At 44.7% G+C, this 24,603-nt stretch carries 36 protein-coding genes; all 36 read left to right on the top strand.

Translation table 11 applies throughout. The features are described from left to right. Positions 1-6 precede the first annotated feature (6 nt). Complete coding sequence (rpoC, locus tag M3090_RS02730) at positions 7-4,311, top strand: DNA-directed RNA polymerase subunit beta' (protein ID WP_249053864.1); 4,305 nt, start codon at positions 7-9, stop codon at positions 4,309-4,311. A gap of 266 nt (positions 4,312-4,577) precedes the next feature. After that, positions 4,578-4,886, top strand: a complete 309-nt coding sequence (locus M3090_RS02725; protein WP_249053863.1) for a DUF3467 domain-containing protein — start codon at positions 4,578-4,580, stop codon at positions 4,884-4,886. A 260-nt stretch (positions 4,887-5,146) separates the two neighbouring features. Then, the gene (gene rpsL, locus M3090_RS02720) at positions 5,147-5,548 is read left to right on the top strand and encodes a 30S ribosomal protein S12 (protein ID WP_021846443.1); all 402 of its coding nucleotides are present in this window, start codon (positions 5,147-5,149) and stop codon (positions 5,546-5,548) included. A 148-nt stretch (positions 5,549-5,696) separates the two neighbouring features. After that, positions 5,697-6,173: a 30S ribosomal protein S7 gene (rpsG, locus tag M3090_RS02715; protein WP_249053862.1), complete on the top strand. Its 477-nt coding sequence runs from the start codon at positions 5,697-5,699 to the stop codon at positions 6,171-6,173. Between the two features lie 56 nt (positions 6,174-6,229). Further along, positions 6,230-8,347, top strand: a complete 2,118-nt coding sequence (gene fusA, locus M3090_RS02710; RefSeq protein ID WP_249053861.1) for an elongation factor G — start codon at positions 6,230-6,232, stop codon at positions 8,345-8,347. Positions 8,348-8,434: 87 nt separating this feature from the next. Further along, entirely contained in the window at positions 8,435-8,740 is a 306-nt protein-coding gene (rpsJ, locus tag M3090_RS02705; RefSeq protein ID WP_002558075.1) for a 30S ribosomal protein S10, read from the top strand. 22 nt (positions 8,741-8,762) lie between these two features. Continuing rightward, positions 8,763-9,380, top strand: a complete 618-nt coding sequence (gene rplC / locus M3090_RS02700; protein WP_249053860.1) for a 50S ribosomal protein L3 — start codon at positions 8,763-8,765, stop codon at positions 9,378-9,380. After that, positions 9,380-10,018 (top strand): 50S ribosomal protein L4, encoded by a 639-nt coding sequence (gene rplD / locus M3090_RS02695; protein WP_249053859.1) that lies wholly within the window; start codon positions 9,380-9,382, stop codon positions 10,016-10,018. The genes rplC and rplD overlap by 1 nt, the downstream gene beginning before the upstream one ends. Before the next feature lie 3 nt (positions 10,019-10,021). Then, complete coding sequence (gene rplW, locus M3090_RS02690; protein ID WP_249053858.1) at positions 10,022-10,315, top strand: 50S ribosomal protein L23; 294 nt, start codon at positions 10,022-10,024, stop codon at positions 10,313-10,315. Positions 10,316-10,320: 5 nt separating this feature from the next. Beyond that, the gene (gene rplB / locus M3090_RS02685; RefSeq protein ID WP_249053857.1) at positions 10,321-11,145 is read left to right on the top strand and encodes a 50S ribosomal protein L2; all 825 of its coding nucleotides are present in this window, start codon (positions 10,321-10,323) and stop codon (positions 11,143-11,145) included. Between the two features lie 20 nt (positions 11,146-11,165). Further along, complete coding sequence (rpsS, locus tag M3090_RS02680) at positions 11,166-11,435, top strand: 30S ribosomal protein S19 (RefSeq protein WP_249053856.1); 270 nt, start codon at positions 11,166-11,168, stop codon at positions 11,433-11,435. Positions 11,436-11,472: 37 nt separating this feature from the next. Further along, a complete protein-coding gene (gene rplV, locus M3090_RS02675; RefSeq protein ID WP_249053855.1) occupies positions 11,473-11,883 on the top strand; it encodes a 50S ribosomal protein L22 in 411 nt (136 codons plus the stop codon). A 7-nt stretch (positions 11,884-11,890) separates the two neighbouring features. Continuing rightward, on the top strand, positions 11,891-12,622 hold the full coding sequence (rpsC, locus tag M3090_RS02670; protein ID WP_249053854.1) for a 30S ribosomal protein S3: 732 nt from the start codon (positions 11,891-11,893) through the stop codon (positions 12,620-12,622). A 22-nt stretch (positions 12,623-12,644) separates the two neighbouring features. Beyond that, on the top strand, positions 12,645-13,079 hold the full coding sequence (gene rplP / locus M3090_RS02665; protein ID WP_249053853.1) for a 50S ribosomal protein L16: 435 nt from the start codon (positions 12,645-12,647) through the stop codon (positions 13,077-13,079). 5 nt (positions 13,080-13,084) lie between these two features. Beyond that, positions 13,085-13,282 (top strand): 50S ribosomal protein L29, encoded by a 198-nt coding sequence (rpmC, locus tag M3090_RS02660; protein ID WP_249053852.1) that lies wholly within the window; start codon positions 13,085-13,087, stop codon positions 13,280-13,282. After that, positions 13,279-13,548 (top strand): 30S ribosomal protein S17, encoded by a 270-nt coding sequence (gene rpsQ / locus M3090_RS02655; protein ID WP_249053851.1) that lies wholly within the window; start codon positions 13,279-13,281, stop codon positions 13,546-13,548. Before rpmC ends, rpsQ begins: the two co-directional genes overlap by 4 nt. A 2-nt stretch (positions 13,549-13,550) precedes the next feature. Continuing rightward, positions 13,551-13,916, top strand: coding sequence for a 50S ribosomal protein L14 (gene rplN / locus M3090_RS02650; protein ID WP_087338040.1), 366 nt, complete (start codon positions 13,551-13,553; stop codon positions 13,914-13,916). A 19-nt stretch (positions 13,917-13,935) separates the two neighbouring features. Continuing rightward, positions 13,936-14,268: a 50S ribosomal protein L24 gene (gene rplX / locus M3090_RS02645; RefSeq protein WP_249053850.1), complete on the top strand. Its 333-nt coding sequence runs from the start codon at positions 13,936-13,938 to the stop codon at positions 14,266-14,268. After that, entirely contained in the window at positions 14,268-14,825 is a 558-nt protein-coding gene (rplE, locus tag M3090_RS02640; RefSeq protein WP_249053849.1) for a 50S ribosomal protein L5, read from the top strand. Before rplX ends, rplE begins: the two co-directional genes overlap by 1 nt. Positions 14,826-14,831: 6 nt before the next feature. Next, positions 14,832-15,131 (top strand): 30S ribosomal protein S14, encoded by a 300-nt coding sequence (gene rpsN, locus M3090_RS02635; RefSeq protein WP_249053848.1) that lies wholly within the window; start codon positions 14,832-14,834, stop codon positions 15,129-15,131. A 52-nt stretch (positions 15,132-15,183) separates the two neighbouring features. Then, positions 15,184-15,579 (top strand): 30S ribosomal protein S8, encoded by a 396-nt coding sequence (rpsH, locus tag M3090_RS02630; RefSeq protein WP_249053847.1) that lies wholly within the window; start codon positions 15,184-15,186, stop codon positions 15,577-15,579. Between the two features lie 18 nt (positions 15,580-15,597). After that, complete coding sequence (gene rplF, locus M3090_RS02625; protein WP_249053846.1) at positions 15,598-16,167, top strand: 50S ribosomal protein L6; 570 nt, start codon at positions 15,598-15,600, stop codon at positions 16,165-16,167. 20 nt (positions 16,168-16,187) lie between these two features. Next, positions 16,188-16,532 (top strand): 50S ribosomal protein L18, encoded by a 345-nt coding sequence (gene rplR, locus M3090_RS02620; RefSeq protein WP_249053845.1) that lies wholly within the window; start codon positions 16,188-16,190, stop codon positions 16,530-16,532. 14 nt (positions 16,533-16,546) lie between these two features. Further along, entirely contained in the window at positions 16,547-17,062 is a 516-nt protein-coding gene (gene rpsE, locus M3090_RS02615; protein WP_249054014.1) for a 30S ribosomal protein S5, read from the top strand. Positions 17,063-17,071: 9 nt separating this feature from the next. After that, positions 17,072-17,248, top strand: a complete 177-nt coding sequence (gene rpmD, locus M3090_RS02610; RefSeq protein WP_249053844.1) for a 50S ribosomal protein L30 — start codon at positions 17,072-17,074, stop codon at positions 17,246-17,248. Positions 17,249-17,279: 31 nt separating this feature from the next. Next, the gene (rplO, locus tag M3090_RS02605) at positions 17,280-17,726 is read left to right on the top strand and encodes a 50S ribosomal protein L15 (protein ID WP_249053843.1); all 447 of its coding nucleotides are present in this window, start codon (positions 17,280-17,282) and stop codon (positions 17,724-17,726) included. Positions 17,727-17,731: 5 nt separating this feature from the next. After that, positions 17,732-19,072, top strand: a complete 1,341-nt coding sequence (secY, locus tag M3090_RS02600) for a preprotein translocase subunit SecY (RefSeq protein WP_249053842.1) — start codon at positions 17,732-17,734, stop codon at positions 19,070-19,072. A 13-nt stretch (positions 19,073-19,085) separates the two neighbouring features. Next, positions 19,086-19,883 carry a type I methionyl aminopeptidase gene (gene map, locus M3090_RS02595; protein WP_249054013.1) on the top strand — a complete coding sequence of 266 codons (798 nt, stop codon included), beginning with the start codon at positions 19,086-19,088 and terminating at the stop codon, positions 19,881-19,883. Positions 19,884-19,890: 7 nt separating this feature from the next. Next, positions 19,891-20,109, top strand: coding sequence for a translation initiation factor IF-1 (gene infA, locus M3090_RS02590; RefSeq protein WP_002558052.1), 219 nt, complete (start codon positions 19,891-19,893; stop codon positions 20,107-20,109). Between the two features lie 8 nt (positions 20,110-20,117). Further along, entirely contained in the window at positions 20,118-20,234 is a 117-nt protein-coding gene (ykgO, locus tag M3090_RS02585; protein ID WP_002558051.1) for a type B 50S ribosomal protein L36, read from the top strand. 33 nt (positions 20,235-20,267) lie between these two features. Further along, on the top strand, positions 20,268-20,648 hold the full coding sequence (gene rpsM / locus M3090_RS02580; RefSeq protein WP_249053841.1) for a 30S ribosomal protein S13: 381 nt from the start codon (positions 20,268-20,270) through the stop codon (positions 20,646-20,648). A gap of 11 nt (positions 20,649-20,659) precedes the next feature. Beyond that, positions 20,660-21,049: a 30S ribosomal protein S11 gene (gene rpsK, locus M3090_RS02575; protein WP_007567382.1), complete on the top strand. Its 390-nt coding sequence runs from the start codon at positions 20,660-20,662 to the stop codon at positions 21,047-21,049. 115 nt (positions 21,050-21,164) lie between these two features. After that, a complete protein-coding gene (gene rpsD / locus M3090_RS02570; protein WP_249053840.1) occupies positions 21,165-21,773 on the top strand; it encodes a 30S ribosomal protein S4 in 609 nt (202 codons plus the stop codon). 8 nt (positions 21,774-21,781) lie between these two features. Beyond that, complete coding sequence (locus M3090_RS02565; protein WP_249053839.1) at positions 21,782-22,774, top strand: DNA-directed RNA polymerase subunit alpha; 993 nt, start codon at positions 21,782-21,784, stop codon at positions 22,772-22,774. A 4-nt stretch (positions 22,775-22,778) separates the two neighbouring features. Further along, the gene (gene rplQ, locus M3090_RS02560; RefSeq protein ID WP_249053838.1) at positions 22,779-23,273 is read left to right on the top strand and encodes a 50S ribosomal protein L17; all 495 of its coding nucleotides are present in this window, start codon (positions 22,779-22,781) and stop codon (positions 23,271-23,273) included. A 132-nt stretch (positions 23,274-23,405) separates the two neighbouring features. Further along, on the top strand, positions 23,406-24,365 hold the full coding sequence (locus tag M3090_RS02555) for a FimB/Mfa2 family fimbrial subunit (protein WP_249053837.1): 960 nt from the start codon (positions 23,406-23,408) through the stop codon (positions 24,363-24,365). Positions 24,366-24,603 lie beyond the last annotated feature (238 nt).

The raw sequence follows: 24,603 nt of genomic DNA, 5'->3' as shown, positions 1-24,603 counted from the left end.
AATAATATGGCTTTTAGGAAAGATAACAAGATAAAGAGTAATTTCTCGAAGATATCCATTGGTTTGGCTTCTCCGGAAGAAATCTTGGAAAATTCGAGCGGTGAAGTTTTAAAGCCTGAAACTATCAACTATCGTACGTATAAGCCGGAACGTGACGGTTTGTTCTGCGAACGTATTTTTGGCCCAGTAAAAGATTACGAGTGTCATTGCGGAAAGTATAAGCGTATCCGTTACAAAGGCATTGTCTGCGATCGTTGCGGTGTGGAGGTGACAGAAAAGAAGGTTCGCCGTGAACGCATGGGACACATTCAACTGGTGGTGCCGGTAGCACATATCTGGTATTTCCGTTCGCTTCCCAATAAAATTGGTTATTTGTTGGGGTTGCCGACGAAAAAGCTGGATGCCATCATTTATTATGAGCGTTATGTGGTCATTCAGCCCGGTGTGTTGGGTGATGAAGTGGCTAAGTACGATTTGCTGGAAGAAAGCGAATATTTGGACTTGTTGGACAAACTCCCGAAGGATAATCAGTTCCTGGAAGACTCTGACCCCAATAAGTTTATTGCCAAAATGGGTGCCGAGGCCATTTACGACTTGCTGTCTAACTTGGATTTGGACGCATTGTCTTACGAATTGCGCCATCGTGCGGGCAGCGATGCTTCGCAGCAGCGTAAGAATGAGGCTTTGAAACGTTTGCAAGTGGTCGAGTCGTTCCGTGCTTCGCGTGGCCGCAACAAACCCGAATGGATGATTGTGCGTATTGTGCCGGTTATTCCTCCCGAACTGCGTCCGTTGGTACCGTTGGATGGTGGCCGTTTTGCTACTTCTGACTTGAACGACCTCTACCGTCGTGTCATTATCCGTAACAACCGTTTGAAGCGTTTGATTGAAATCAAGGCGCCTGAAGTCATCTTGCGCAATGAAAAGCGTATGTTGCAAGAGGCTGTTGACTCGTTGTTTGACAATTCTCGTAAATCGAGTGCGGTGAAGACAGATGCCAATCGCCCGTTGAAATCTCTTTCGGACAGTTTGAAAGGTAAGCAAGGCCGCTTCCGTCAGAACCTGTTGGGTAAGCGTGTGGACTATTCGGCCCGTTCGGTTATCGTCGTTGGTCCTGAATTGCGCATGGGTGAATGTGGTATCCCCAAGTTGATGGCTGCCGAACTGTATAAGCCTTTCATTATCCGCAAACTTATCGAGCGTGGCATTGTCAAGACGGTGAAGAGTGCCAAGAAGATTGTGGACCGCAAGGAACCGGTTATTTGGGACATCCTGGAACATGTGATGAAGGGACATCCTGTACTGTTGAACCGTGCCCCGACATTGCACCGTCTGGGTATCCAGGCTTTCCAGCCGAAGATGATTGAAGGCAAAGCTATTCAGCTGCACCCGTTGGCATGTACGGCATTTAACGCCGACTTCGACGGCGACCAGATGGCGGTACACTTGCCTTTGAGCAATGAGGCTATTTTGGAAGCGCAGATGTTGATGCTGCAATCTCATAACATTCTGAATCCGGCCAACGGTGCTCCTATTACGGTGCCTGCTCAGGATATGGTGCTCGGTTTGTACTATATTACCAAGTTGCGCAAGGGCGCTAAGGGTGAGGGACTGACGTTCTATGGCCCGGAAGAAGCCCTCATAGCTTACAATGAAGGCAAATGTGACATCCACGCGCCGGTCAGTGTGCTGGTGAATGATGTGGACGAACAGGGCAACATTGTCAAGAAAATGATGCACGACACCTCGGTAGGCCGTGTGATTGTAAATGAAATCGTTCCGGATAAAGCCGGTTATATCAATACCATTATTTCCAAGAAGTCTCTGCGTGATATCATCAGCCACGTCATCAAGGTGTGTGGCGTGTCCGAGGCGGCTGACTTCCTGGATGGCATCAAGAATTTGGGTTATTACATGGCCTTCAAGGGTGGCTTGTCGTTCAACTTGGGCGATATTATCATTCCGGAAGAGAAAGAGGCTTTGGTGCAGAAGGGTTATGATGAGGTAGAACAGGTTATCAATAACTATAACATGGGCTTCATCACCAATAACGAACGTTATAACCAGGTGATTGACATCTGGACGCACGTCAACTCTGAACTTTCAAACATCTTGATGAAGACAATTTCGGAAGATGACCAAGGCTTCAACTCTGTGTACATGATGCTGGATTCCGGTGCCCGTGGTTCTAAAGAGCAGATTCGTCAGTTGTCCGGTATGCGTGGTCTGATGGCCAAGCCGCAGAAAGCCGGTGCCGAAGGCGGTCAGATTATCGAGAACCCGATTCTTTCGAACTTTAAGGAAGGCCTTTCGGTGCTGGAGTACTTCATCTCTACGCATGGTGCCCGTAAGGGTTTGGCCGATACGGCCTTGAAGACGGCTGATGCCGGATATCTGACGCGTCGTCTGGTAGACGTGTCGCACGATGTGATTGTGAACGAAGAAGACTGCGGTACGTTGCGCGGACTGGTGTGCACGGCTTTGAAGAACAATGACGAGGTTATTGCTACACTTTACGAGCGTATCCTGGGCCGTGTGTCTGTCCATGATATTGTTCATCCGACTACGGGCGAGCTGATTGTGGCCGGCGGTGAGGAAATCACGGAAGAAATAGCCCAGAAGATTGAAGACTCTCCGATAGAAAGCGTTGAAATCCGTTCGGTATTGACTTGCGAGTCGAAGAGGGGTGTCTGCGCCAAATGTTATGGCCGCAATTTGGCTACGAGCCGCATGGTTCAGAAAGGTGAGGCTGTGGGCGTTATTGCCGCCCAGTCTATTGGTGAGCCGGGTACGCAGTTGACTTTGCGTACGTTCCATGCCGGTGGTACGGCTGCCAACATTGCTGCCAACGCCAGCATCGTGGCGAAGAACAATGCCCGCTTGGAGTTTGAAGAGCTCCGTACGGTGGATGTCGTAGACGAAATGGGCGAGGCTGCTAAGGTCGTTGTCGGCCGTCTGGCAGAATTGCGCTTTGTCGACATAAACACAGACATCGTGTTGTCTACGCACAACGTGCCTTATGGTTCTACGTTGTATGCCAACGATGGCGATGTGGTGGAGAAAGGCAAGCTGATTGCGCGTTGGGACCCCTTCAATGCGGTTATCATTACGGAAGCTGCCGGTAAGATTGAGTTCGAGGATGTGATTGAGAACGTGACTTATAAGGTAGAGTCGGACGAGTCTACCGGTCTGCGTGAAATCATCATCATAGAGTCGAAGGATAAGACAAAGGTGCCGACGGCACATATCGTGACAGAAGATGGCGAGCTGATTCGCACTTACAACCTGCCTGTGGGCGGTCACGTGGTGGTGGAAGACAAGCAACTGGTGAAAGCTGGTGACGTGATTGTGAAGATTCCGCGTGCCGTAGGTAAGGCCGGTGATATCACGGGTGGTCTGCCTCGTGTAACCGAGTTGTTCGAGGCACGTAATCCGTCTAACCCGGCTGTGGTTTCGGAAATTGACGGTGAGATTACGATGGGCAAGGTGAAACGCGGTAACCGCGAAATCATTGTTACGTCGAAGACGGGTGACGTGAAGAAATACCTCGTGCCTCTGTCCAAGCAAATTCTGGTACAAGAGAACGACTATGTGCGTGCCGGTACGCCCTTGTCCGACGGTGCCATTACGCCGGCCGATATCTTGGCCATCAAGGGACCCACGGCTGTGCAGGAGTACATCGTGAATGAGGTGCAGGACGTTTACCGCCTGCAAGGTGTGAAGATTAACGACAAGCACTTTGAAATCATTGTCCGCCAGATGATGCGCAAGGTTGAAATCAATGAGCCGGGTGATACCCGCTTCCTGGAACAACAGGTGGTGGACAAGCTGGAGTTCATGGAAGAGAACGACCGCATCTGGGGCAAGAAAGTGGTGGTAGACGCCGGCGACTCGCAGACATTGCAGCCGGGACAGATTGTGACGGCGCGCAAGTTGCGTGACGAAAATTCGATGCTGAAGCGCCGCGACCTGAAACCCGTTGAAGTGCGCGATGCTGTGCCGGCTACTTCTACGCAGATTCTTCAGGGTATTACCCGTGCTGCTTTGCAGACGTCGAGCTTCATGTCGGCTGCATCGTTCCAGGAGACAACGAAGGTCTTGAACGAGGCTGCCATCAACGGCAAGGTCGACAAACTGGAGGGCATGAAGGAGAACGTCATCTGCGGTCACCTGATTCCGGCCGGTACCGGTCAGCGCGAGTTCGACAAGCTTATCGTTGGTTCGAAGGAAGAATACGACCGTATGCTGGCCAACAAGAAGACTGTACTGGACTTTGCCATGGCCGATGCGGAGAAGGTGGAAGATGAGTAAGCCGACTTGAAATATAGGTTATAAACTGTTGAAGGGAGACAGGGTGCGTGACGTTGGTCATGCCCTGTCTCCCTTCTTCTTTGGGGGGCGGTGCTTCCGTCGCACGACAGCCTTGCTTCTTCCTCGTCGTGGCCCTGCTTCTTCCGGGCGGTTCCCGACGCCGCAGTGCATCCGGCTGAAATAAAAAATGGCTTCCGGCGTCGGAGACCATGTTTAAATTGTGTATCTTTGCCCCATGTTGTACTAATTAATCATGAAGTAGAGATATGGAAAACCAAGAAAACACAGGTGGTCAGTTGCAGATAGAGTTGAAAGAAGAAATCGGCTTGGGCACGTATGCCAACCTGGCTGTCATTACCCATTCCAGTTCCGAGTTTATCCTCGATTTCGTGCGTGTGCTGCCCGGCATGCCTAAAGCTTCCGTGCAGTCACGTATTATTCTTGCGCCTGAACATGCCAAACGCTTGCTGCGTGCCCTCGAAGAAAATATCGGTAAATATGAACGTTCGTTCGGCCCTATCTCTATGCCGGAGGAGAAGGCGCTGTCTTTCCCCAACATGACGGGCGAGGCGTGAACATGCAGCCGGATATCTTTCCTGCCGGGGATTCTCTTTCGAACTGGCAGGCCTGCTGGGAGAGAATCCTTGCAAGCCAGACTATGCCCCGGCAGACCGCAGTAACGCTTTTGTCACATCGTCAGGGCAGGTGGAGGCCGTTTCCTCAAAAAAATATTCGTAGTGCATTGATTATTCAAAACTTATTCGTAACTTTGCAGCCCGAAAAAGTGTATAGTTGAGAAAATATATAAATTAACATATAATTAAAAATAATCAAAATGCCTACAATTCAGCAATTAGTAAGAAAGGGCCGTCAGGTGCTGGTGGACAAAAGTAAGTCTCCCGCGCTGGATTCATGCCCTCAGAGACGCGGCGTTTGCGTGAGAGTGTACACAACCACTCCGAAAAAACCTAATTCGGCTATGCGTAAAGTAGCCCGTGTGCGTTTGACCAATGGTAAGGAAGTGAACTCTTACATTCCGGGCGAAGGTCACAACCTGCAGGAGCACTCCATCGTGCTGGTGCGTGGCGGTCGTGTGAAAGACCTGCCGGGTGTACGTTACCACATCGTTCGCGGCACGTTGGATACGGCTGGCGTGGCCGGGCGTACACAGAGACGTTCCAAATATGGCGCCAAGCGTCCGAAACCGGGTCAGGCTGCTCCCGCTAAGAAGAAATAACAAGCAGTTTTAGTAATAGATAAACCGAAAGTAAAACCATTACGTTTCAGTTTACTTGGAGATATTGACGGTTGAGTAAATTTCCCGGTGGGGAAGTTGAAGACGACAGAGGCAAGCAACCAAGAACGAAACATTATTCTTAACAGAAATGAGAAAAGCAAAACCGAAGAAACGCGTTATCCTGCCGGATCCCGTGTTCAATGATGTGAAGGTTTCCAAGTTCGTGAACCATCTGATGTATGATGGCAAGAAGAATACTTCTTATGAGATTTTCTACGCCGCTTTGGAAACAGTGAAGAACAAAATGCAGAACGAGGAAAAGACTCCTCTCGAAATCTGGAAGAAAGCTTTGGACAATGTGACTCCCCAGGTGGAGGTGAAGTCCCGCCGTGTAGGTGGTGCTACGTTCCAAGTTCCGACAGAAATCCGTCCCGAACGTAAGGAGTCAGTTTCTATGAAAAACCTGATTAACTTCGCCCGCAAACGTGGCGGCAAGTCTATGGCCGACAAACTGGCTGCCGAAATCATGGATGCCTATAATGAACAAGGTGGCGCCTTCAAGCGCAAGGAAGACATGCACCGCATGGCCGAAGCCAACCGTGCATTTGCTCACTTCCGCTTCTGATAGCTCCGGCTGTAATCTTGAAGAATGACGAAACTTATTTAAGAAAAGGATAATAAATGGCAAAGCAAGATTTACATTTGACGCGTAATATCGGTATCATGGCCCACATCGATGCCGGTAAGACTACCACTTCTGAACGTATCCTGTTCTATACGGGTTTGACGCACAAGATTGGCGAAGTTCATGACGGTGCCGCTACGATGGACTGGATGGAACAGGAGCAAGAGCGTGGTATCACGATTACCTCTGCTGCTACCACGACTTACTGGAACTATGCAGGGCATAAATACAAAATCAACTTGATTGACACTCCGGGACACGTGGACTTCACGGCCGAAGTAGAACGCTCATTGCGCGTGCTGGACGGTGCCGTGGCAACTTACTGTGCCGTGGGTGGCGTTGAGCCTCAGTCTGAAACCGTATGGCGTCAGGCCGATAAATACAATGTTCCCCGTATCGGCTATGTGAACAAGATGGACCGTTCGGGCGCAGACTTCTTTGAAGTACTCCGCCAGATGAAGGAGATTCTCGGTGCCAATCCTTGTGCCGTGGTAATACCTATCGGCGCAGAGGAAAACTTCAAGGGCGTAGTCGACCTGATAAAGATGAAAGCTATCCTGTGGCACGATGAGACCATGGGCGCAGACTACGATGTAGAAGAAATCCCGGCCAACCTGAAAGACGAAGCCGAAGAGTGGAGAGGCAAAATGCTCGAAACCGTGGCTGAGTTTGACGATGCGCTGATGGAGAAGTATTTTGATGATCCTTCTACTATTACAGAAGAGGAAATCTTGCGTGCACTTCGTGCCGGAACGCTGAAGATGGAGATTGTTCCCATGCTGTGCGGCTCTTCCTTCAAGAATAAAGGCGTACAGACGCTGCTCGATTACGTCTGCGCATTCTTGCCTTCTCCGCTGGATACTCCGAACATCGTGGGTACCAATCCTAATACCGGAGCTGAAGAAGACCGCAAGCCGGATGAAGATGAAAAGACGGCGGCCCTGGCCTTTAAGATTGCTACCGACCCCTATGTAGGTCGTCTGACTTTCTTCCGCGTATATTCCGGTAAGGTAGAAGCCGGTTCTTATATCTACAACAGCCGCTCGGGCAAAAAGGAACGCGTTTCCCGTTTGTTCCAGATGCACTCCAACAAGCAGAATCCCGTAGAACTGATTTCTGCCGGCGATATAGGCGCAGGCGTTGGATTCAAGGACATCCGTACAGGCGATACGCTCTGCGACGAGACCGCTCCGATTGTGCTTGAGTCTATGGACTTCCCCGAACCCGTTATCGGTATCGCAGTGGAGCCCAAGACGCAGAAGGACATGGACAAACTGTCCAACGGCTTGGCCAAGTTGGCTGAAGAAGACCCGACCTTTACGGTTCGTACCGACGAGCAAACCGGTCAGACCGTTATCTCGGGTATGGGTGAGCTTCACTTGGATATCATCATCGACCGTCTGAAACGTGAGTTCAAGGTTGAATGTAATCAAGGTAAGCCTCAGGTTAACTACAAGGAAGCTATCACGAAGACCGTTAACCTGCGCGAAGTCTATAAGAAGCAGTCCGGTGGTCGCGGTAAGTTCGCCGACATCATTGTAAATGTTGGTCCGGTAGATGAAGACTTCAAGGAAGGTGGCCTGCAGTTCATCAACGAAGTGACGGGCGGTAACATTCCTAAGGAATTCATTCCTTCTGTTCAGAAGGGCTTCCAGACTGCCATGAAGAATGGCGTGCTGGCCGGCTTCCCGATGGACAGCTTGAAGGTGACGCTGCTGGATGGTTCGTTCCACCCCGTAGACTCCGACCAGCTCTCGTTCGAAATCTGCGCTATCCAGGCCTACAAGAACGCTTGTGCTAAGGCAGGTCCCGTGCTGATGGAGCCCATCATGAAGCTGGAGGTCGTTACTCCGGAAGAAAACATGGGTGACGTAATCGGTGACTTGAACAAGCGCCGTGGCCAGGTAGAAGGCATGGAATCCAGCCGCTCGGGTGCCCGTATCGTCAAGGCTATGGTGCCCCTGGCAGAAATGTTCGGCTATGTAACAGCCTTGCGTACCATTACTTCTGGCCGTGCCACCTCTTCCATGACTTACGACCACCACGCACAAGTATCCACTTCGATTGCGAAGGCTGTGCTGGAAGAAGTCAAAGGACGTGCTGATTTGCTTTAATAAAAATCAAACTGAGCCCGCAGGTTAGCGTATGACTCTTAACCTGCGGCGCTCTTGTAAGTATAAATGTTTAATTAAAAAACGAAAATGAGTCAGAAAATCAGAATCAAACTGAAATCTTACGACCACAACTTGGTGGACAAGTCGGCCGAAAAGATTGTTAGAACGGTGAAAGCAACAGGTGCTATCGTAAGTGGCCCTATTCCTCTGCCTACGCACAAACGTATTTTTACGGTAAACCGTTCGACTTTCGTTAACAAGAAGTCACGTGAACAGTTCGAGCTTTCTTCTTATAAGAGATTGATCGATATTTACAGCTCGACTGCCAAGACCGTTGACGCGCTGATGAAGCTGGAATTGCCCAGTGGTGTGGAAGTAGAAATCAAAGTGTAAGTGAATTAAATTTTTTAGTGAAATGCCAGGATTATTAGGAAAAAAAATCGGAATGACATCCGTTTTCAGTGCCGAGGGTAAGAATGTACCATGCACTGTTATCGAAGCAGGTCCTTGTGTAGTTACTCAGGTGAAGACCGTAGAAAAAGACGGCTATGCAGCCGTTCAGCTGGGCTTTCAGGAAAAGAAAGAAAAGCATACGACGAAGCCTTTGATGGGCCATTTCAAAAAGGCCGGAGTAACTCCCAAGAAACACTTGGCTGAGTTCAAAGAATTTGAAACAGAATTGAATCTGGGTGATACCGTAACCGTTGAACTGTTTAATGACGCTGCATTTGTTGACGTCATCGGCACTTCGAAAGGTAAAGGTTTCCAAGGTGTAGTTAAGAGGCATGGCTTTGGCGGTGTCGGCCAGACCACTCACGGTCAGCACAACCGCGCACGTAAGCCGGGTTCTATTGGTGCTTGTTCTTATCCTGCAAAAGTCTTCAAAGGCATGCGCATGGGTGGACAGATGGGTGGCAACAGGGTGACTGTTCAAAACCTGCAAGTATTAAAAGTAATCGCGGAACACAATCTGCTCTTGATCAAGGGCTCTGTTCCTGGTTGCAAAGGTTCAATCGTAATAATTGAGAAATAATGGAAGTTAACGTATATAACATTAAAGGTGAAGACACTGGAAGAAAGGTTACGTTAAACGAATCTATCTTCGGAATTGAGCCCAACGACCACGCTATTTACTTGGATGTTAAGCAGTTCATGGCTAACCAGCGTCAGGGCACACACAAGTCTAAGGAAAGAAGCGAAATCAGTGGTTCTACGCGCAAGATTGGTCGCCAGAAAGGTGGTGGCGGTGCACGTCGTGGTGACATGAACTCGCCTGTATTGGTAGGTGGCGGCCGGGTATTTGGTCCTAAGCCTCGCGATTATTTCTTCAAGCTGAATAAGAAAGTGAAAGCTTTGGCTCGTAAATCCGCACTTTCTTACAAGGCTCAGAATAATGCAATCATCGTCATCGAGGATTTCACTTTTGATGCTCCGAAGACCAAGGAATTTGTTGATATCACAAAAAATCTTAAAGTTTCTGATCAGAAGCTCCTTATGGTTTTCCCGGATGCAAATAAAAACGTATATTTGTCGGCTCGTAATTTGAAAAGGGCAAATGTGCAGACAGTCTCTGGTCTAAACACTTATCGTGTATTGGATGCAGGGGTTCTTGTGCTTACAGAGAACGCTCTTTCTGCCATTGACAATATCTTAAGTAAAAAGGAGGCTTAAATAATGGGAATTATTATTAAACCGTTAGTGACAGAGAAAATGACTGCTATAACCGATAAGGCTAACAACCGTTTCGGTTTTATTGTGCGTCCTGACGCTAATAAATTGGAAATTAAGAAAGAAGTAGAAGCCCTTTACAATGTAACAGTATTGGATGTTAATACCATCCGTTACGCTGGTAAAAGCAAGGCTCGTTATACGAAGGCAGGTCTCATTAATGGACGTACGAATGCTTATAAGAAAGCTATTGTAACGTTGAAAGAAGGAGATACGATTGATTTTTATAGCAATATTTAATAGAAATGGCAGTACGTAAATTTAAGCCCACAACACCGGGGCAAAGACATAAAATTATTGGTACTTTCGAAGAAATTACTGCACGGGTACCAGAAAAGTCTCTTGTATTTGGTAAGAAATCCTCAGGTGGCCGTAACAACGAAGGTAAGATGACCATGCGTTATATTGGTGGCGGTCATAAGAAGGTGATTCGTATTGTTGACTTCAAGAGAAATAAAGACGGTGTGCCGGCTGTAGTGAAAACAATCGAGTACGATCCGAACCGTTCGGCTCGTATCGCATTGTTGTATTATGCAGACGGTGAAAAAAGATATATTATTGCTCCCAATGGCTTGAAAGTAGGAGCGACTGTGATGTCAGGTGAAAATGCGGCTCCTGAAATAGGAAACGCACTTCCTCTTCAGAATATTCCGGTTGGTACCGTGATTCATAACATTGAATTGCGTCCGGGACAAGGCGCTGCTTTGGTCCGTTCAGCCGGTAACTTTGCTCAGTTGACCTCAAGAGAAGGTAAATATTGTGTTATCAAATTACCTTCAGGTGAGCTTCGCCAGATCTTGTGTACTTGCAAGGCTACGGTAGGTAGCGTTGGTAATTCAGATCACGGCCTGGAAAGCTCAGGTAAGGCTGGTCGCACTCGTTGGATGGGACGTCGTCCCCGTAACCGTGGTGTTGTTATGAACCCGGTAGATCACCCGATGGGTGGTGGTGAAGGACGTGCTTCAGGTGGACATCCGAGATCCCGCAAGGGCTTGTATGCTAAGGGCTTGAAGACAAGAGCTCCAAAGAAACAGTCGTCTAAGTATATCATAGAGAGAAGAAAGAAGTAACCTGATTAATTGAGTAATTTATGAGTCGTTCATTAAAAAAAGGTCCGTATATTAATGTCAAGCTTGAAAAGAAAATTCTTGCCATGAATGAAAGTGGCAAGAAAGTAGTTGTCAAGACTTGGGCCAGAGCTTCAATGATTTCGCCTGATTTTGTTGGGCATACCGTTGCAGTTCACAATGGAAATAAATTCATTCCTGTTTATGTTACGGAAAATATGGTTGGACATAAGCTGGGCGAGTTTGCCCCTACGCGTACGTTCAGAGGCCATGCAGGTAACAAGAAAAAATAAGAACAGGTTTTAATTGAAATAAAAAGAGATAAATATAATGGGAGCAAGAAAAAAAATATCGGCTGAAAAAAGAAAAGAAGCCCTTAAAACCATGTATTTTGCAAGATTGCAGAATGTTCCTACTTCCCCTCGTAAAATGCGCCTTGTGGCTGACATGATTCGTGGAATGGAAGTCAATAGGGCATTGGGCGTTTTGAAGTTCTCTTCTAAAGAAGCCGCTGCGAGAGTAGAAAAGCTGTTACGCTCTGCAATTGCTAACTGGGAACAGAAAAATGAACGTAAGGCTGAAAGTGGTGAGTTGTATGTAACTAAAATTTATGTTGATGGCGGTGCTACGCTGAAGAGAATGCGTCCCGCTCCGCAAGGTAGAGGTTACAGAATTCGTAAGCGTTCAAATCACGTGACTTTGTTCGTTGGTTCTAAAAGTAATAACGAAGATCAAAATTAAGGTTTAAATGGGACAAAAAGTTAATCCAATAAGCAACCGTTTGGGAATTATCAGAGGTTGGGATTCCAATTGGTATGGTGGTAAAAACTACGGAGATTCTTTGCTGGAAGATAGCAAAATCCGTAAATATTTGAACGCCAGACTTGCAAAGGCCAGCGTATCACGAATTGTTATAGAGCGTACACTGAAGCTGGTGACTATTACAGTATGTACTGCGCGCCCGGGTCTTATCATTGGTAAAGGTGGCCAGGAAGTTGACAAACTGAAAGAAGAACTGAAGAAAATTACTGATAAGGATATTCAGATCAATATCTTTGAAGTTAAGAGACCTGAACTCGATGCTGTTATCGTGGCTAATAATGTGGCACGTCAGGTTGAAGGAAAGATGGCATACCGTCGTGCTATCAAAATGGCTATCGCCAACACCATGAGAATGGGTGCGGAAGGTATTAAAATTCAAATCTCGGGACGTTTGAATGGCGCTGAGATTGCGCGCTCAGAGATGTTTAAAGAAGGAAGAACTCCGTTGCATACATTTAGAGCTGACATTGATTACTGCCACACAGAGGCTTTGACAAAAGTCGGCGTTTTGGGTGTTAAAGTTTGGATTTGCCGAGGTGAAGTTTATGGCAAGAGAGAATTGGCTCCTAACTTTACTCAGAAAGACAATGGCCGCCCAGGAAATATGGGCAACAACGGTGGTCGTAACTTCAAAAGAAAGAAAAATAACAATCGCTAACTGATTTGACTTTTTAGGAATTATGTTACAACCGAAGAAAACAAAATTCAGAAGACAACAGAAAGGACGCCAGAAAGGGAATGCTCAGAGAGGTACCCAATTGGCTTTCGGCTCTTTTGGCATCAAGGCCATGGAAACGAAGTGGATTACTGGCCGTCAGATAGAAGCAGCACGTGTCGCTGTGACAAGATATATGCAACGTCAAGGACAGATTTGGATTCGTATATTCCCCGATAAGCCTATCACAAGAAAGCCTGCTGATGTTCGTATGGGTAAAGGTAAAGGTAATCCTGAGGGTTTTGTAGCCCCTGTTACTCCGGGCCGAATCTTGATAGAGGCAGAAGGTGTTTCCTATGAAATAGCAAAAGAAGCTTTGCGTCTGGCTGCACAGAAATTGCCTATCACAACGAAGTTCGTTGTAAGACGTGATTATGATATTCAAAATCAAAATGCGTAAGTGGTATGAAGATAGCAGAAATTAGAGAATTGACTACCGGCGATTTGAAAGAAAGGGTAGAAGCAGAAGTGGCTAATTATCAGCAAATGGTTTTGAATCATGCTATTTCTCCTTTGGATAATCCTGCTCAAATCAGACAGTTGCGCAAAACTATTGCGCGTATGAAAACAGAGTTACGCCAAAGAGAACTTAATAATAAATGATGAGTTTGATGGAAGCAAGAAACTTAAGAAAAGAAAGAACGGGTGTTGTGCTCAGCAACAAGATGGATAAGACTGTTACTGTTGCTGCTAAGTTTAAGGAAAAACACCCTATTTATGGGAAATTCGTTAGTAAGACGAAGAAATACCATGCCCATGATGAGAAGAATGAGTGTAATATCGGTGATACTGTACGGATCATGGAAACTCGTCCTTTGAGTAAGACTAAGAGATGGAGAGTAGTAGAAATAGTTGAAAAGGTTAAGTAATTATGATACAGGCAGAATCCAGACTTACAGTATGTGATAACAGTGGAGCTAAGGAGGCTCTTTGCATCCGTGTTTTGGGTGGTACGGGGCGTCGTTATGCTTCAGTGGGTGATGTGATTGTCGTTTCAGTAAAGAGCGTCATCCCTTCGAGTGATATTAAAAAAGGTGCAGTGTCAAAAGCTTTGATCGTGCGTACTAAAAAGGAAATACGGCGTCCTGATGGATCTTATATCCGTTTCGATGATAATGCTTGCGTATTGTTAAACAATGCTGGCGAAATTCGCGGTAGCCGTATCTTTGGACCGGTGGCTCGTGAACTTCGCGCCACTAACATGAAGGTTGTTTCACTTGCTCCTGAAGTGCTTTAAATCTGTAATAATTTAAGTAATGGCTAAATTACATATAAAGAAAGGCGATACGGTTTACGTTAATTCTGGTGAAGATAAAGGTAAAACTGGTCGTGTATTGAAGGTCTTGGTGAAAGAAAATCGTGCAATTGTTGAAGGTATCAATATGGTGTCTAAAAGCACGAGACCGAGCGCAAAGAATCCGCAAGGTGGTATTGTGAAACAAGAAGCAGCTATTCATGTTTCTAATTTGAATCCGGTGGATCCGAAGACAGGAAAGCCTACTCGTGTAGGGAGGAAGGAAGTTTTGAATCCCAATGGGAAAAAAACTTTAGTTCGTTATTCTAAAAAATCAGGGGAGGAAATTAAGTAATGGGTAATACTGCTAGTCTTAAGAAAGAATATACGGAGCGCATTGCTCCAGCGTTGAAGTCACAGTTCCAATATTCTTCTTCTATGCAGGTTCCTGTTCTCAAGAAGATTGTGATTAATCAAGGCTTGGGGATGGCTGTCGCAGATAAGAAGATTATAGATGTTGCGATAAATGAAATTACTGCAATTACAGGTCAGAAAGCTGTTGCTACTGTTTCCCGTAAGGATATTGCGAATTTCAAATTGAGAAAGAAGATGCCTATTGGGGTGATGGTTACTTTGCGTCGTGAGCGTATGTATGAATTTTTGGAGAAACTGGTGCGTGTGGCTTTGCCTCGTATCCGTGACTTCAAAGGCATTGAAAGTAAATTTGATGGAAAAGGTAACTATACTTTGGGAATCCAAGAGCAGATTATTTTCCCCGAAATCAATATTGACAGCATAACGCGAATTTTGGGTATGAATATTACTTTTGTGACGTCTGCCAAGACTGACGAAGAGGGTTATGCTTTGTTGAAAGAGTTCGGTTTACCTTTTAAGAACGCAAAAAAAGATTGATAACATATGGCAAAGGAATCAATGAAAGCGCGTGAAGTGAGACGTGCTAAATTAGTCGCCAAATATGCCGAGAAAAGAGCTGCATTGAAGCAAATTGTTAGAACGGGCGATCCTGCAGAGGCTTATGAAGCTGCCCAGAAATTGCAGAGTCTTCCTAAAAATTCTAACCCGATTCGCTTGCACAACCGTTGCAAATTGACGGGCCGTCCAAAAGGTTATATCCGTCAATTTGGCATCTCCCGTATTCAATTCCGTGAGATGGCTTCTAATGGTCTTATTCCCGGTGTTAAAAAGGCAAGTTGGTAATTTATTTATTTAAATATTGTCAGGGTAGTCCTGATTAATTTAATTTTATTTTATGACTGATCCAATAGCAGATTATTTGACGAGATTGCGGAATGCTATTCAGGCTAAGCACAGAGTAGTTGAAGTTCCGGCTTCTAATTTGAAAAAGGAGATTACTAAGATCCTTTTCGAAAAGGGTTACATCTTAAATTATAAGTTTATTGAAGATGGCCCTCAAGGTACTATTAAAGTGGCTTTGAAGTATGACCCGGTGAACAAGGTCAATGCCATTAAGAAATTGGAGAGAATCTCTTCTCCTGGTATGCGTAAATATACGGGTTATAAGGACATGCCACGTGTTATAAACGGTTTGGGTATCGCTATTTTGTCTACTTCTAAGGGAGTGATGACGAATAAGGAAGCTGCTGAACTGAAGATTGGTGGCGAAGTATTGTGTTATGTTTATTAATTTTCGGAGGAGTTAGTAATGTCTAGAATAGGAAAATTGCCCATCAGTATTCCCGCAGGAGTTACAGTTACTCTGAAGGATAATGTGGTTACAGTAAAAGGGCCGAAAGGTGAATTGAGCCAATATGTAAACCCTGCAATCAATGTCGCTATTGATGAAAAACATGTGATATTGACCGAGAATGAAAATGCCATGTTGGATGATCCGAAACAGAAGCATGCTTATCACGGTTTATATCGTGCTTTAGTGCACAACATGGTAATTGGTGTTTCTGAAGGTTATAAGAAAGAACTGGAATTGGTCGGTGTCGGTTATCGTGCCTCAAATCAAGGCAACATCATCGAGTTGGCTTTAGGCTATACACATAATATTTTTATCCAGTTACCTCCTGAAATTAAAGTGGAAACTAAATCTGAGAGAAATAAGAACCCTCTTATAATCTTGGAGTCATGTGATAAGCAATTGCTGGGTCAAGTTTGCTCTAAAATACGTTCTTTCCGTAAACCTGAACCGTACAAAGGTAAAGGTGTTAAGTTTGTTGGCGAAGAAATTCGCCGGAAGTCTGGTAAATCAGCTGGTGCTAAATAATCATTTAAATTGATAATCTTATGACAACAAAGATAGAAAGACGAATAAAGATTAAATATAGAGTACGTAATAAAGTATCAGGTACTCCTGAATGTCCGCGGATGAGCGTTTTTAGAAGTAATAAGCAAATTTACGTCCAGGTAATTGATGATTTGTCTGGAAGGACTTTGGCTGCTGCCTCTTCTTTGGGTATGACTGAGAAGATGACGAAGAAGGAACAGGCTGCTAAGGTGGGAGAATTGATTGCGAAGAAAGCTCAAGAGGCAGGCATCGTTTCTGTTGTATTTGACCGTAATGGTTATTTGTATCATGGCAGAGTAAAAGAGGTTGCTGATGCAGCTCGTAATGGTGGACTTAATTTTTAATCATTATGGCAAAACTGAGTAATAATAATAGAGTTAAGGTGTCTAGCGACATAGAATTGAAAGATCGCTTGGTTGCGATTAATCGTGTGACTAAAGTAACCAAGGGAGGTCGGACTTTTAGTTTTTCAGCTATTGTCGTTGTTGGTAATGAAGAGGGCATTATTGGTTGGGGCCTGGGTAAGGCTGGTGAAGTAACGGCTGCTATTGCTAAAGGCGTTGAAGCTGCGAAGAAAAACCTGACTAAAGTTCCTGTCTTAAAAGGTACTGTACCTCACGAACAGTCTGCTAAGTTTGGTGGTGCAGAGGTATTTATTAAGCCTGCCTCTCATGGTACAGGCGTTGTGGCAGGTGGTGCTATGCGTGCTGTACTTGAAAGTGTTGGAGTTACAGATGTGTTGGCTAAATCTAAAGGTTCGTCGAATCCTCATAATTTGGTGAAGGCTACAATTTTAGCATTGAGTGAAATGCGCGATGCTCGTATGGTAGCTCAAAATAGAGGAATTTCTATGGATAAAGTATTTAGAGGATAAGGAGGAGTTATGTCAACTATAAAAATAAAGCAGATTAAAAGTAGAATTGGAGCTCCGGTTGATCAAAAGAAAACACTTGATGCACTGGGCCTTCGTAAATTGAATAGAGTAGTTGAGCATGAGGCTACTCCTTCAATTCTTGGAATGGTTGATAAGGTAAAGCACCTGGTTGCCATTGTGAAATAATTTTATTGTTGAATATTAAGTGAATAACAATATGGACTTAAGTAATTTGAAACCTGCAGCTGGCTCTACTAAGACTAGAAAAAGAATTGGTCGTGGTCCAGGATCTGGTTTGGGTGGAACATCCACAAGAGGTCACAAAGGTGCAAAATCTAGATCTGGTTTTTCTAAGAAAATAGGTTTTGAAGGTGGTCAGATGCCTTTGCAACGCCGTGTACCGAAATTTGGATTTAAAAACATAAATCGTGTAGAGTATAAGGCTATTAACTTGAACACGATTCAGGAATTAGCCGAGAAGAAAGGTTTGCAAGTGGTTGCTATCAAGGATTTGGTAGCAGCAGGATTTGTTTCTGCAAATCAGTTGGTAAAAATATTGGCTAATGGTACTTTGACTGCTAAAGTGGACGTGCAGGCTCATGCCTTTTCAAAGGCAGCCGTTGCGGCTATTGAGGCTGTTGGTGGACAAGTAGTAAAACTCTAATTCAAATGAGAAAAGCTATTGAAACATTAAAGAATATATGGAATATTGAGGATCTGAGACAACGGATCCTCATTACCATATTGTTTGTGGCAATTTATCGTTTCGGTTCGTATGTAGTATTGCCCGGCATTAATCCGGCGATGCTCTCGCAATTGCATCAACAAACAAGTGAGGGCCTTTTAGCCTTGTTAAATATGTTTTCGGGAGGAGCGTTTTCCAATGCTTCTATTTTCGCGTTGGGAATAATGCCGTATATCTCGGCTTCTATTGTTATTCAATTGCTGGGAATTGCAGTCCCTTATTTCCAGAAATTGCAACGTGAAGGTGAGAGCGGCAGAAGGAAAATGAATCAATATACGCGTTATCTTACGATTATCGTGTTGCTGCTTCAGGCTCCCTCTTATCTGTTCAACTTGAAAATGCAGGCAGGTCCTTCCTTAAATGCTTCATTAGACTGGACTCTGTTTATGATTACCTCTACCATTATTTTGGCAGCAGGTAGTATGTTCATCTTGTGGTTAGGCGAACGTATCACGGATAAGGGCATCGGTAATGGTATTTCTCTGATTATTATGGTGGGAATCATTGCCCGTTTGCCTCAGTCTTTGTTTCAGGAATTGATATCTCGAATGACCGATAAGACTGGAGGTTTAGTTATGTTTTTAATTGAAATTGTAGTCTTGTTGTTAGTCATTGCTGCTGCTATCCTTTTGGTGCAGGGGACGAGGAAGATTCCTGTGCAATATGCCAAGAAAATCGTTGGTAATAAGCAGTATGGAGGAGCTAGGCAATATATCCCGTTGAAAGTCAATGCTGCTAACGTGATGCCTATCATTTTTGCTCAGGCTATCATGTTTATTCCTATGACTATTGTGATGGGATTCTCCGATGCAGAGAGTGTTAGTGGTGTAGTACGTGCTTTTACCGATCATACGAGTTTCTTGTATAATTTGGTTTTCGCCATACTGATAATTGTGTTTACGTATTTCTATACAGCAATCACCATTAATCCAACACAGATGGCTGAGGATATGAAGCGAAATAATGGTTTCATTCCAGGAATCAAGCCAGGAAAGAGTACGGCTGAGTATATAGATGTGATTATGTCACGCATTACTTTGCCTGGTTCTTTCTTCTTGGCTTTGATTGCCATAATGCCGGCTTTCGCAGGTTTATTTGGAGTGACATCAGAGTTTGCTCAGTTCTTTGGAGGTACGTCGTTGCTGATTTTAGTGGGTGTTGTCCTTGATACGTTGCAGCAAGTTGAAAGTCATCTGTTGATGAGACATTATGACGGTTTGCTGAAAACGGGAAGAATCAAAGGGCGCAATGTTGCAGCCTATTAATGATGTGAATGCAATGGTATTTCTTAAGACGGATGATGAAATAGAGTTGCTTCGTAAGAGTAATCTTTTGGTTGCTCAGACGTTAGGTGAAATAGCCAAGGTTGTTAGGCCAGGAGTAACAACGGGGGAACTGGATAGAATCGCGGAAGAGTTTATCAGAGACAATGGTGCTGTTCCTACATTTAAAGGCTTCCCCAATCCTTATGGTTCTCCTTTCCCGGCTTCTATATGTACTTCTGTAAATGAGCAAGTGGTGCATGGTATTCCGGGCAATATAGTCCTGAAAGATGGTGATATCGTTTCTGTTGATTGCGGGACTTATTTGAATGGCTTTTGTGGAGATTCTGCCTATACTTTTTGTGTAGGTGAAGTGGATGAAGAAGTCCGCCGTTTGTTGAGAACTACGAAAGAAGCTTTGTATTTAGGTATTGAGAATGCTGTTCCAGGTAAACGCCTCGGTGATATAGGATATGCCATCCAACAATATTGCGAGTCTAATTCGTATGGAGTTGTGCGTGAATTTGTGGGACATGGCATCGGGAAGGAGATGCATGAGGAACCTCAAGTACCTAATTATGGAAGACGTGGTTATGGTATGACGTTGAAAAAAGGACTGTGTATAGCTATCGAGCCTATGATAACCTTGGGAAACCGCCAGATAGTTATGGAAGATGATGGTTGGTCAGTAAGAACAAGGGACAGGAAATGTGCCGCACATTTTGAGCACACAATTGCTGTTACTAATGGAAAGGCTGATATCTTGTCATCGTTTGATTTCATTGAAGACGTATTAGGAGATAACGCAATTTAAAGAATTTATGGCAAAGCAATCTGCAATAGAACAAGATGGAGTAATAGTTGAAGCATTGTCTAATGCAATGTTTCGTGTAGAATTGGAGAATGGACATGAGATAACCGCACATATATCGGGTAAAATGCGCATGCATTACATTAAGATTTTGCCCGGAGATAAGGTTCGGGTGGAAATGTCGCCTTATGATTTGTCAAAAGGTAGAATAGTCTTTAGATATAAATAATTTGAAATATGAAAGTAAGAGCATCTTTGAAGAAACGTACACCGGAGTGTAAGATTGTTAGACGTAACGGCCGTCTGTATGTTATTAACAAGAAAAATCCTAAGTATAAACAACGTCAAGGATAAATTAGTATTTTTGCAAAAAAAATATCTTAGTATATGGCAATAAGAATAGTAGGTGTCGATTTGCCTCAGAATAAAAGAGGTGAAATTGCATTGACCTATATTTATGGAATAGGTCGTAGTAGTTCAGCTAGAATATTGGATAAGGCTGGTGTTGACAGAGACTTGAAAGTAAAAGACTGGACAGATGATCAGGCTGCCAAGATTCGTGAGATTATTGGTGCAGAGTATAAAGTAGAGGGAGATCTCCGTTCGGAGGTTCAATTGAACATTAAGCGCCTGATGGACATTGGCTGCTATCGTGGCGTGCGTCATCGTATCGGTTTGCCGGTAAGAGGCCAGAGCACGAAGAACAACGCCCGCACTCGTAAAGGGAAGAAGAAAACCGTTGCTAATAAGAAAAAAGCTACTAAATAATAATTGTTGATATGGCAAAAAAGACAGTTGCAGCAAAAAAGAGAAATGTAAAGGTGGATGCCAACGGCCAATTGCATGTTCATTCATCTTTCAACAACATCATTGTTTCTCTGGCAAATAGCGAAGGTCAGATCATTTCTTGGTCTTCTGCCGGAAAGATGGGCTTTAGAGGCTCGAAAAAGAACACACCGTATGCCGCTCAAATGGCCGCACAGGATTGTGCCAAGGTTGCGTATGACTTGGGCTTGAGAAAAGTGAAAGCTTACGTGAAAGGCCCGGGCAATGGTCGTGAATCTGCTATCAGAACTGTGCACGGTGCAGGTATTGAAGTAACCGAGATAATTGATGTTACTCCGTTGCCTCATAACGGATGTCGTCCTCCGAAAAGACGTAGAGTTTAAAGACTTTTTTATTAGCATGAAACTTGATTTTGTTATTGGATTGTATCAAATTCTTCTCTGCAATCGCGGCTGCAACAAATTGAGTTCATCAATAACAATTTAAAAAAACAAGAAAATGGCTAGATATACTGGACCAAAAACAAGAATTGCCCGTAAATTCGGTGAAGGGATTTTTGGAGCTGATAAAGTTCTCGCTAAGAAAAATTATCCTCCTGGACAGCATGGTAACTCGAGAAAGAGAAAAACTTCGGAATATGGCGTGCAGTTGCGTGAGAAACAGAAAGCTAAGTACACTTATGGTGTATTAGAAAAACAGTTCCGCAACTTATTTGAAAAGGCCGCTACAGCTAAAGGTATTACTGGTGAGGTTTTGCTTCAATTGCTGGAAAGCCGTTTGGATAATGTTGTCTATCGTTTAGGCATTGCTCCTACGCGTGCCGCAGCTCGTCAATTGGTAAGTCATAGGCACATTACCGTTGATGGCGAAGTGGTAAATATCCCTTCTTATTCATTGAAGCCTGGTCAGATCGTAGGTGTGCGTGAGCGTTCTAAGTCTCTCGAGGTGATCGCCAATTCTTTGGCTGGTTTTAACCACAGCAAGTATCCTTGGCTGGAGTGGGATGAAAATACGAAGGTGGGCAAGTTGCTTCACGTACCTGAAAGGGCAGATATTCCCGAGAACATCAAGGAGCATTTGATCGTAGAATTGTACTCTAAAAATTAATTAATTTCATGGCGATATTAGCATTTCAAAAACCTGATAAAGTATTAATGTTGGAAGCGGATTCGAAATTCGGTAAGTTCGAGTTTCGTCCGTTGGAGCCTGGTTTCGGTATTACCGTCGGTAATGCATTGCGCCGCATCCTGCTTTCATCATTGGAAGGCTTTGCCATCACTACCATCAAGATTGAGGGAGTGGAGCATGAGTTTGCCAGTGTTCCGGGAGTTAAGGAGGATGTTACTAACATTATCTTGAATCTGAAACAAGTAAGGTTCAAACAAATAGTTGAGGAATTCGAGAGTGAAAAAGTAAGCATCACGGTTGAAAATTCGACTGAATTTAAGGCAGGTGACATAAGTAAGTATTTGACTGGATTTGAAGTGTTAAATCCTGAATTAGTTATTTGCCATTTAGATTCTAAGGCTACGATGCAGATGGATATCACAATCAATAAAGGGCGTGGTTATGTTCCTGCTGATGAGAACAGAGAACTTTGTACCGATGTGAATGTGATACCTATCGATTCTATTTACACACCGATACGTAATGTTAAGTATCAGATTGAGCCGTATCGTGTTGAGCAGAAGACCGACTACGACAAACTGATATTGGAGATTACTACCGATGGTTCCATACATCCGAAGGAAGCTCTGAAAGAAGCAGCAAAAATCTTGATTTATCACTTCATGCTCTTCTCTGACGAGAAGATTACGTTGGAAACGAACGATGCCGACGGCAATGAAGAGTTTGATGAAGAGGTATTGCACATGCGTCAACTGTTGAAGACGAAGCTTGTCGACATGGATTTGTCCGTGCGTGCTCTCAACTGCCTGAAGGCTGCTGACGTGGAGACGTTGGGAGACTTGGTGCAGTTTAACAAGACGGATCTGCTGAAGTTCAGAAACTTCGGAAAGAAATCGCTCACCGAGCTTGATGATTTGCTGGAGAGTCTGAATCTGTCGTTTGGAACCGATATTTCTAAATATAAATTAGACAAAGAATAAACAAATGAGACACAATAAGAAATTCAACCATTTGGGTCGTACTGCTTCTCACAGAAATGCAATGTTGGCTAACATGGCATGTTCTCTGATCAAGCACAAAAGAATCACTACGACCGTTGCCAAGGCTAAGGCTTTGAAGAAATATGTAGAGCCTTTGCTCACGAAGTCTAAAAACGATACGACCAATTCTCGCCGTGTCGTGTTCAGTTACCTGCAGGACAAGTATGCTGTTACGGAGTTGTTCAAGGAAATCTCTGTGAAGATTGCTGACCGTCCGGGAGGTTACACGCGCATTATCAAGACGGGTAACCGTCTGGGTGATAACGCTGAGATGTGCTTTATCGAACTGGTTGACTACGATGAGAACATGGCTAAGGACAAGGTTGCTAAGAAGGTAACGCGTACGCGTCGTTCGAAGAAGAACACTGCCGCACCTACTGAAGCTGCCGCTGAGACTCCGGCTGCTGAAGATACTAAGACTGAAGCTGCTGCTGAATAATAAATTTGCTCTTATTTACGATAGAGGGGGCACATCGTTGGACGGTGTGTTCCCTTTTTTATTTTCCCTTCTTTAGAACCTTTTTCATTCCGAGGCGTTTATAAGGTATAGTAATCTTATAAATGAAGAGAAATGAAGAAATTATTATTTTTGGCAACCCTTGCCTTGTTGGCAGTTGGTTGTGACGATGATTCCGCATCCAATGGCGGAGAAAACACTGAACTTATCGCTCCTGCGCTCTATATGAATGTGGTTACCGGTGATGGGGACAAGCCTTTCACGGGTGTATTGAGCATTGCTCCGTGTACAGAGGGGACGTCGATTTATTATGGCAATTACGTCAATAGCAAATTGAGTCCGTTTTATGGCTATTACTTTGTGCAGAATGGCGAGTTGTACGCCAGTGATTCCAACCGGGAGTTGTATCTGCCGTTGGGCAATTACGAAATGCTTTATTGGGGTACTCCCAAGTATGAGGAGCCTATCTATGCTTATCCTGCCGTGCGTGAACCGACTTATAACATCGGGGGCGACCTGGCGCAGCAGGACTTCAGCCTGTTGAAGATGTCGGATACGGATGCTTATTATCCTACTTACGACTTGGTGTTTGCTTGTCACCGGGTGACGGTGGGTGCGGAAGACCTCGATGCGGCTTTGAAGCGTGTCGTGGCTGGATTGAAAGTCATTCTCAAGGATAAGGACAACCAGGTGTTGAGCACGGAAATCACGAATGTCGAGGTGCGCGTGACCAACATCTACGAGAAGCTGAATGCTTATACGGCCGAGCCTCATGGCGACCCGTGTACGGTGTCTTTCCCCTTGGTGCGCTCTACGGACGGCTTGCAGATGAGTAACGGCATTGTGATGCTCTTCCCCTCCGCAGGCATACCCGAATTGCAACTGAACATTTCTTTGGCAGACGGACAGGTCAAGCACATCAGCCAGCAGTTGAAACAGCCTCTGGAGGCCAACAACAAGCTGACGCTTACCATCAGCATCGGTGACATCTTTGAAGAAGAGGGCTCGGGCAGCATCACCGTGGATGAGTGGAATGAGAATCACGAGGAGATAGACGTGCCGGTATTGCAATGATGCGTTGAGGTGTTTATTCCAATGCGTGTGGATATTTTTGAAATGACAGCACTATAATGCAAGATTGAAGATGGAAAGTATAAGAGTCTGTCGTTTAAAATTCATTTTCCTGTCATCCCGAGCGCAGTCGAGGGACCTCACTACGTGCCTGAAAAGTATTAGGGAGATGTTTCGACTGCGCTCAACATGACAGATTGTATAAACAAAATTTAAGCCTGCGTTTCCATTTTTTTTCTTT

Origin of the sequence: Bacteroides sp. ET71 (assembly GCF_023336905.1) — a bacterium.
In the GTDB taxonomy this organism is placed as follows: domain Bacteria; phylum Bacteroidota; class Bacteroidia; order Bacteroidales; family Bacteroidaceae; genus Bacteroides.
The sequence above is the reverse complement of the archived record's forward strand: the minus strand, read 5'-3'. Positions and strand labels throughout refer to the sequence as shown.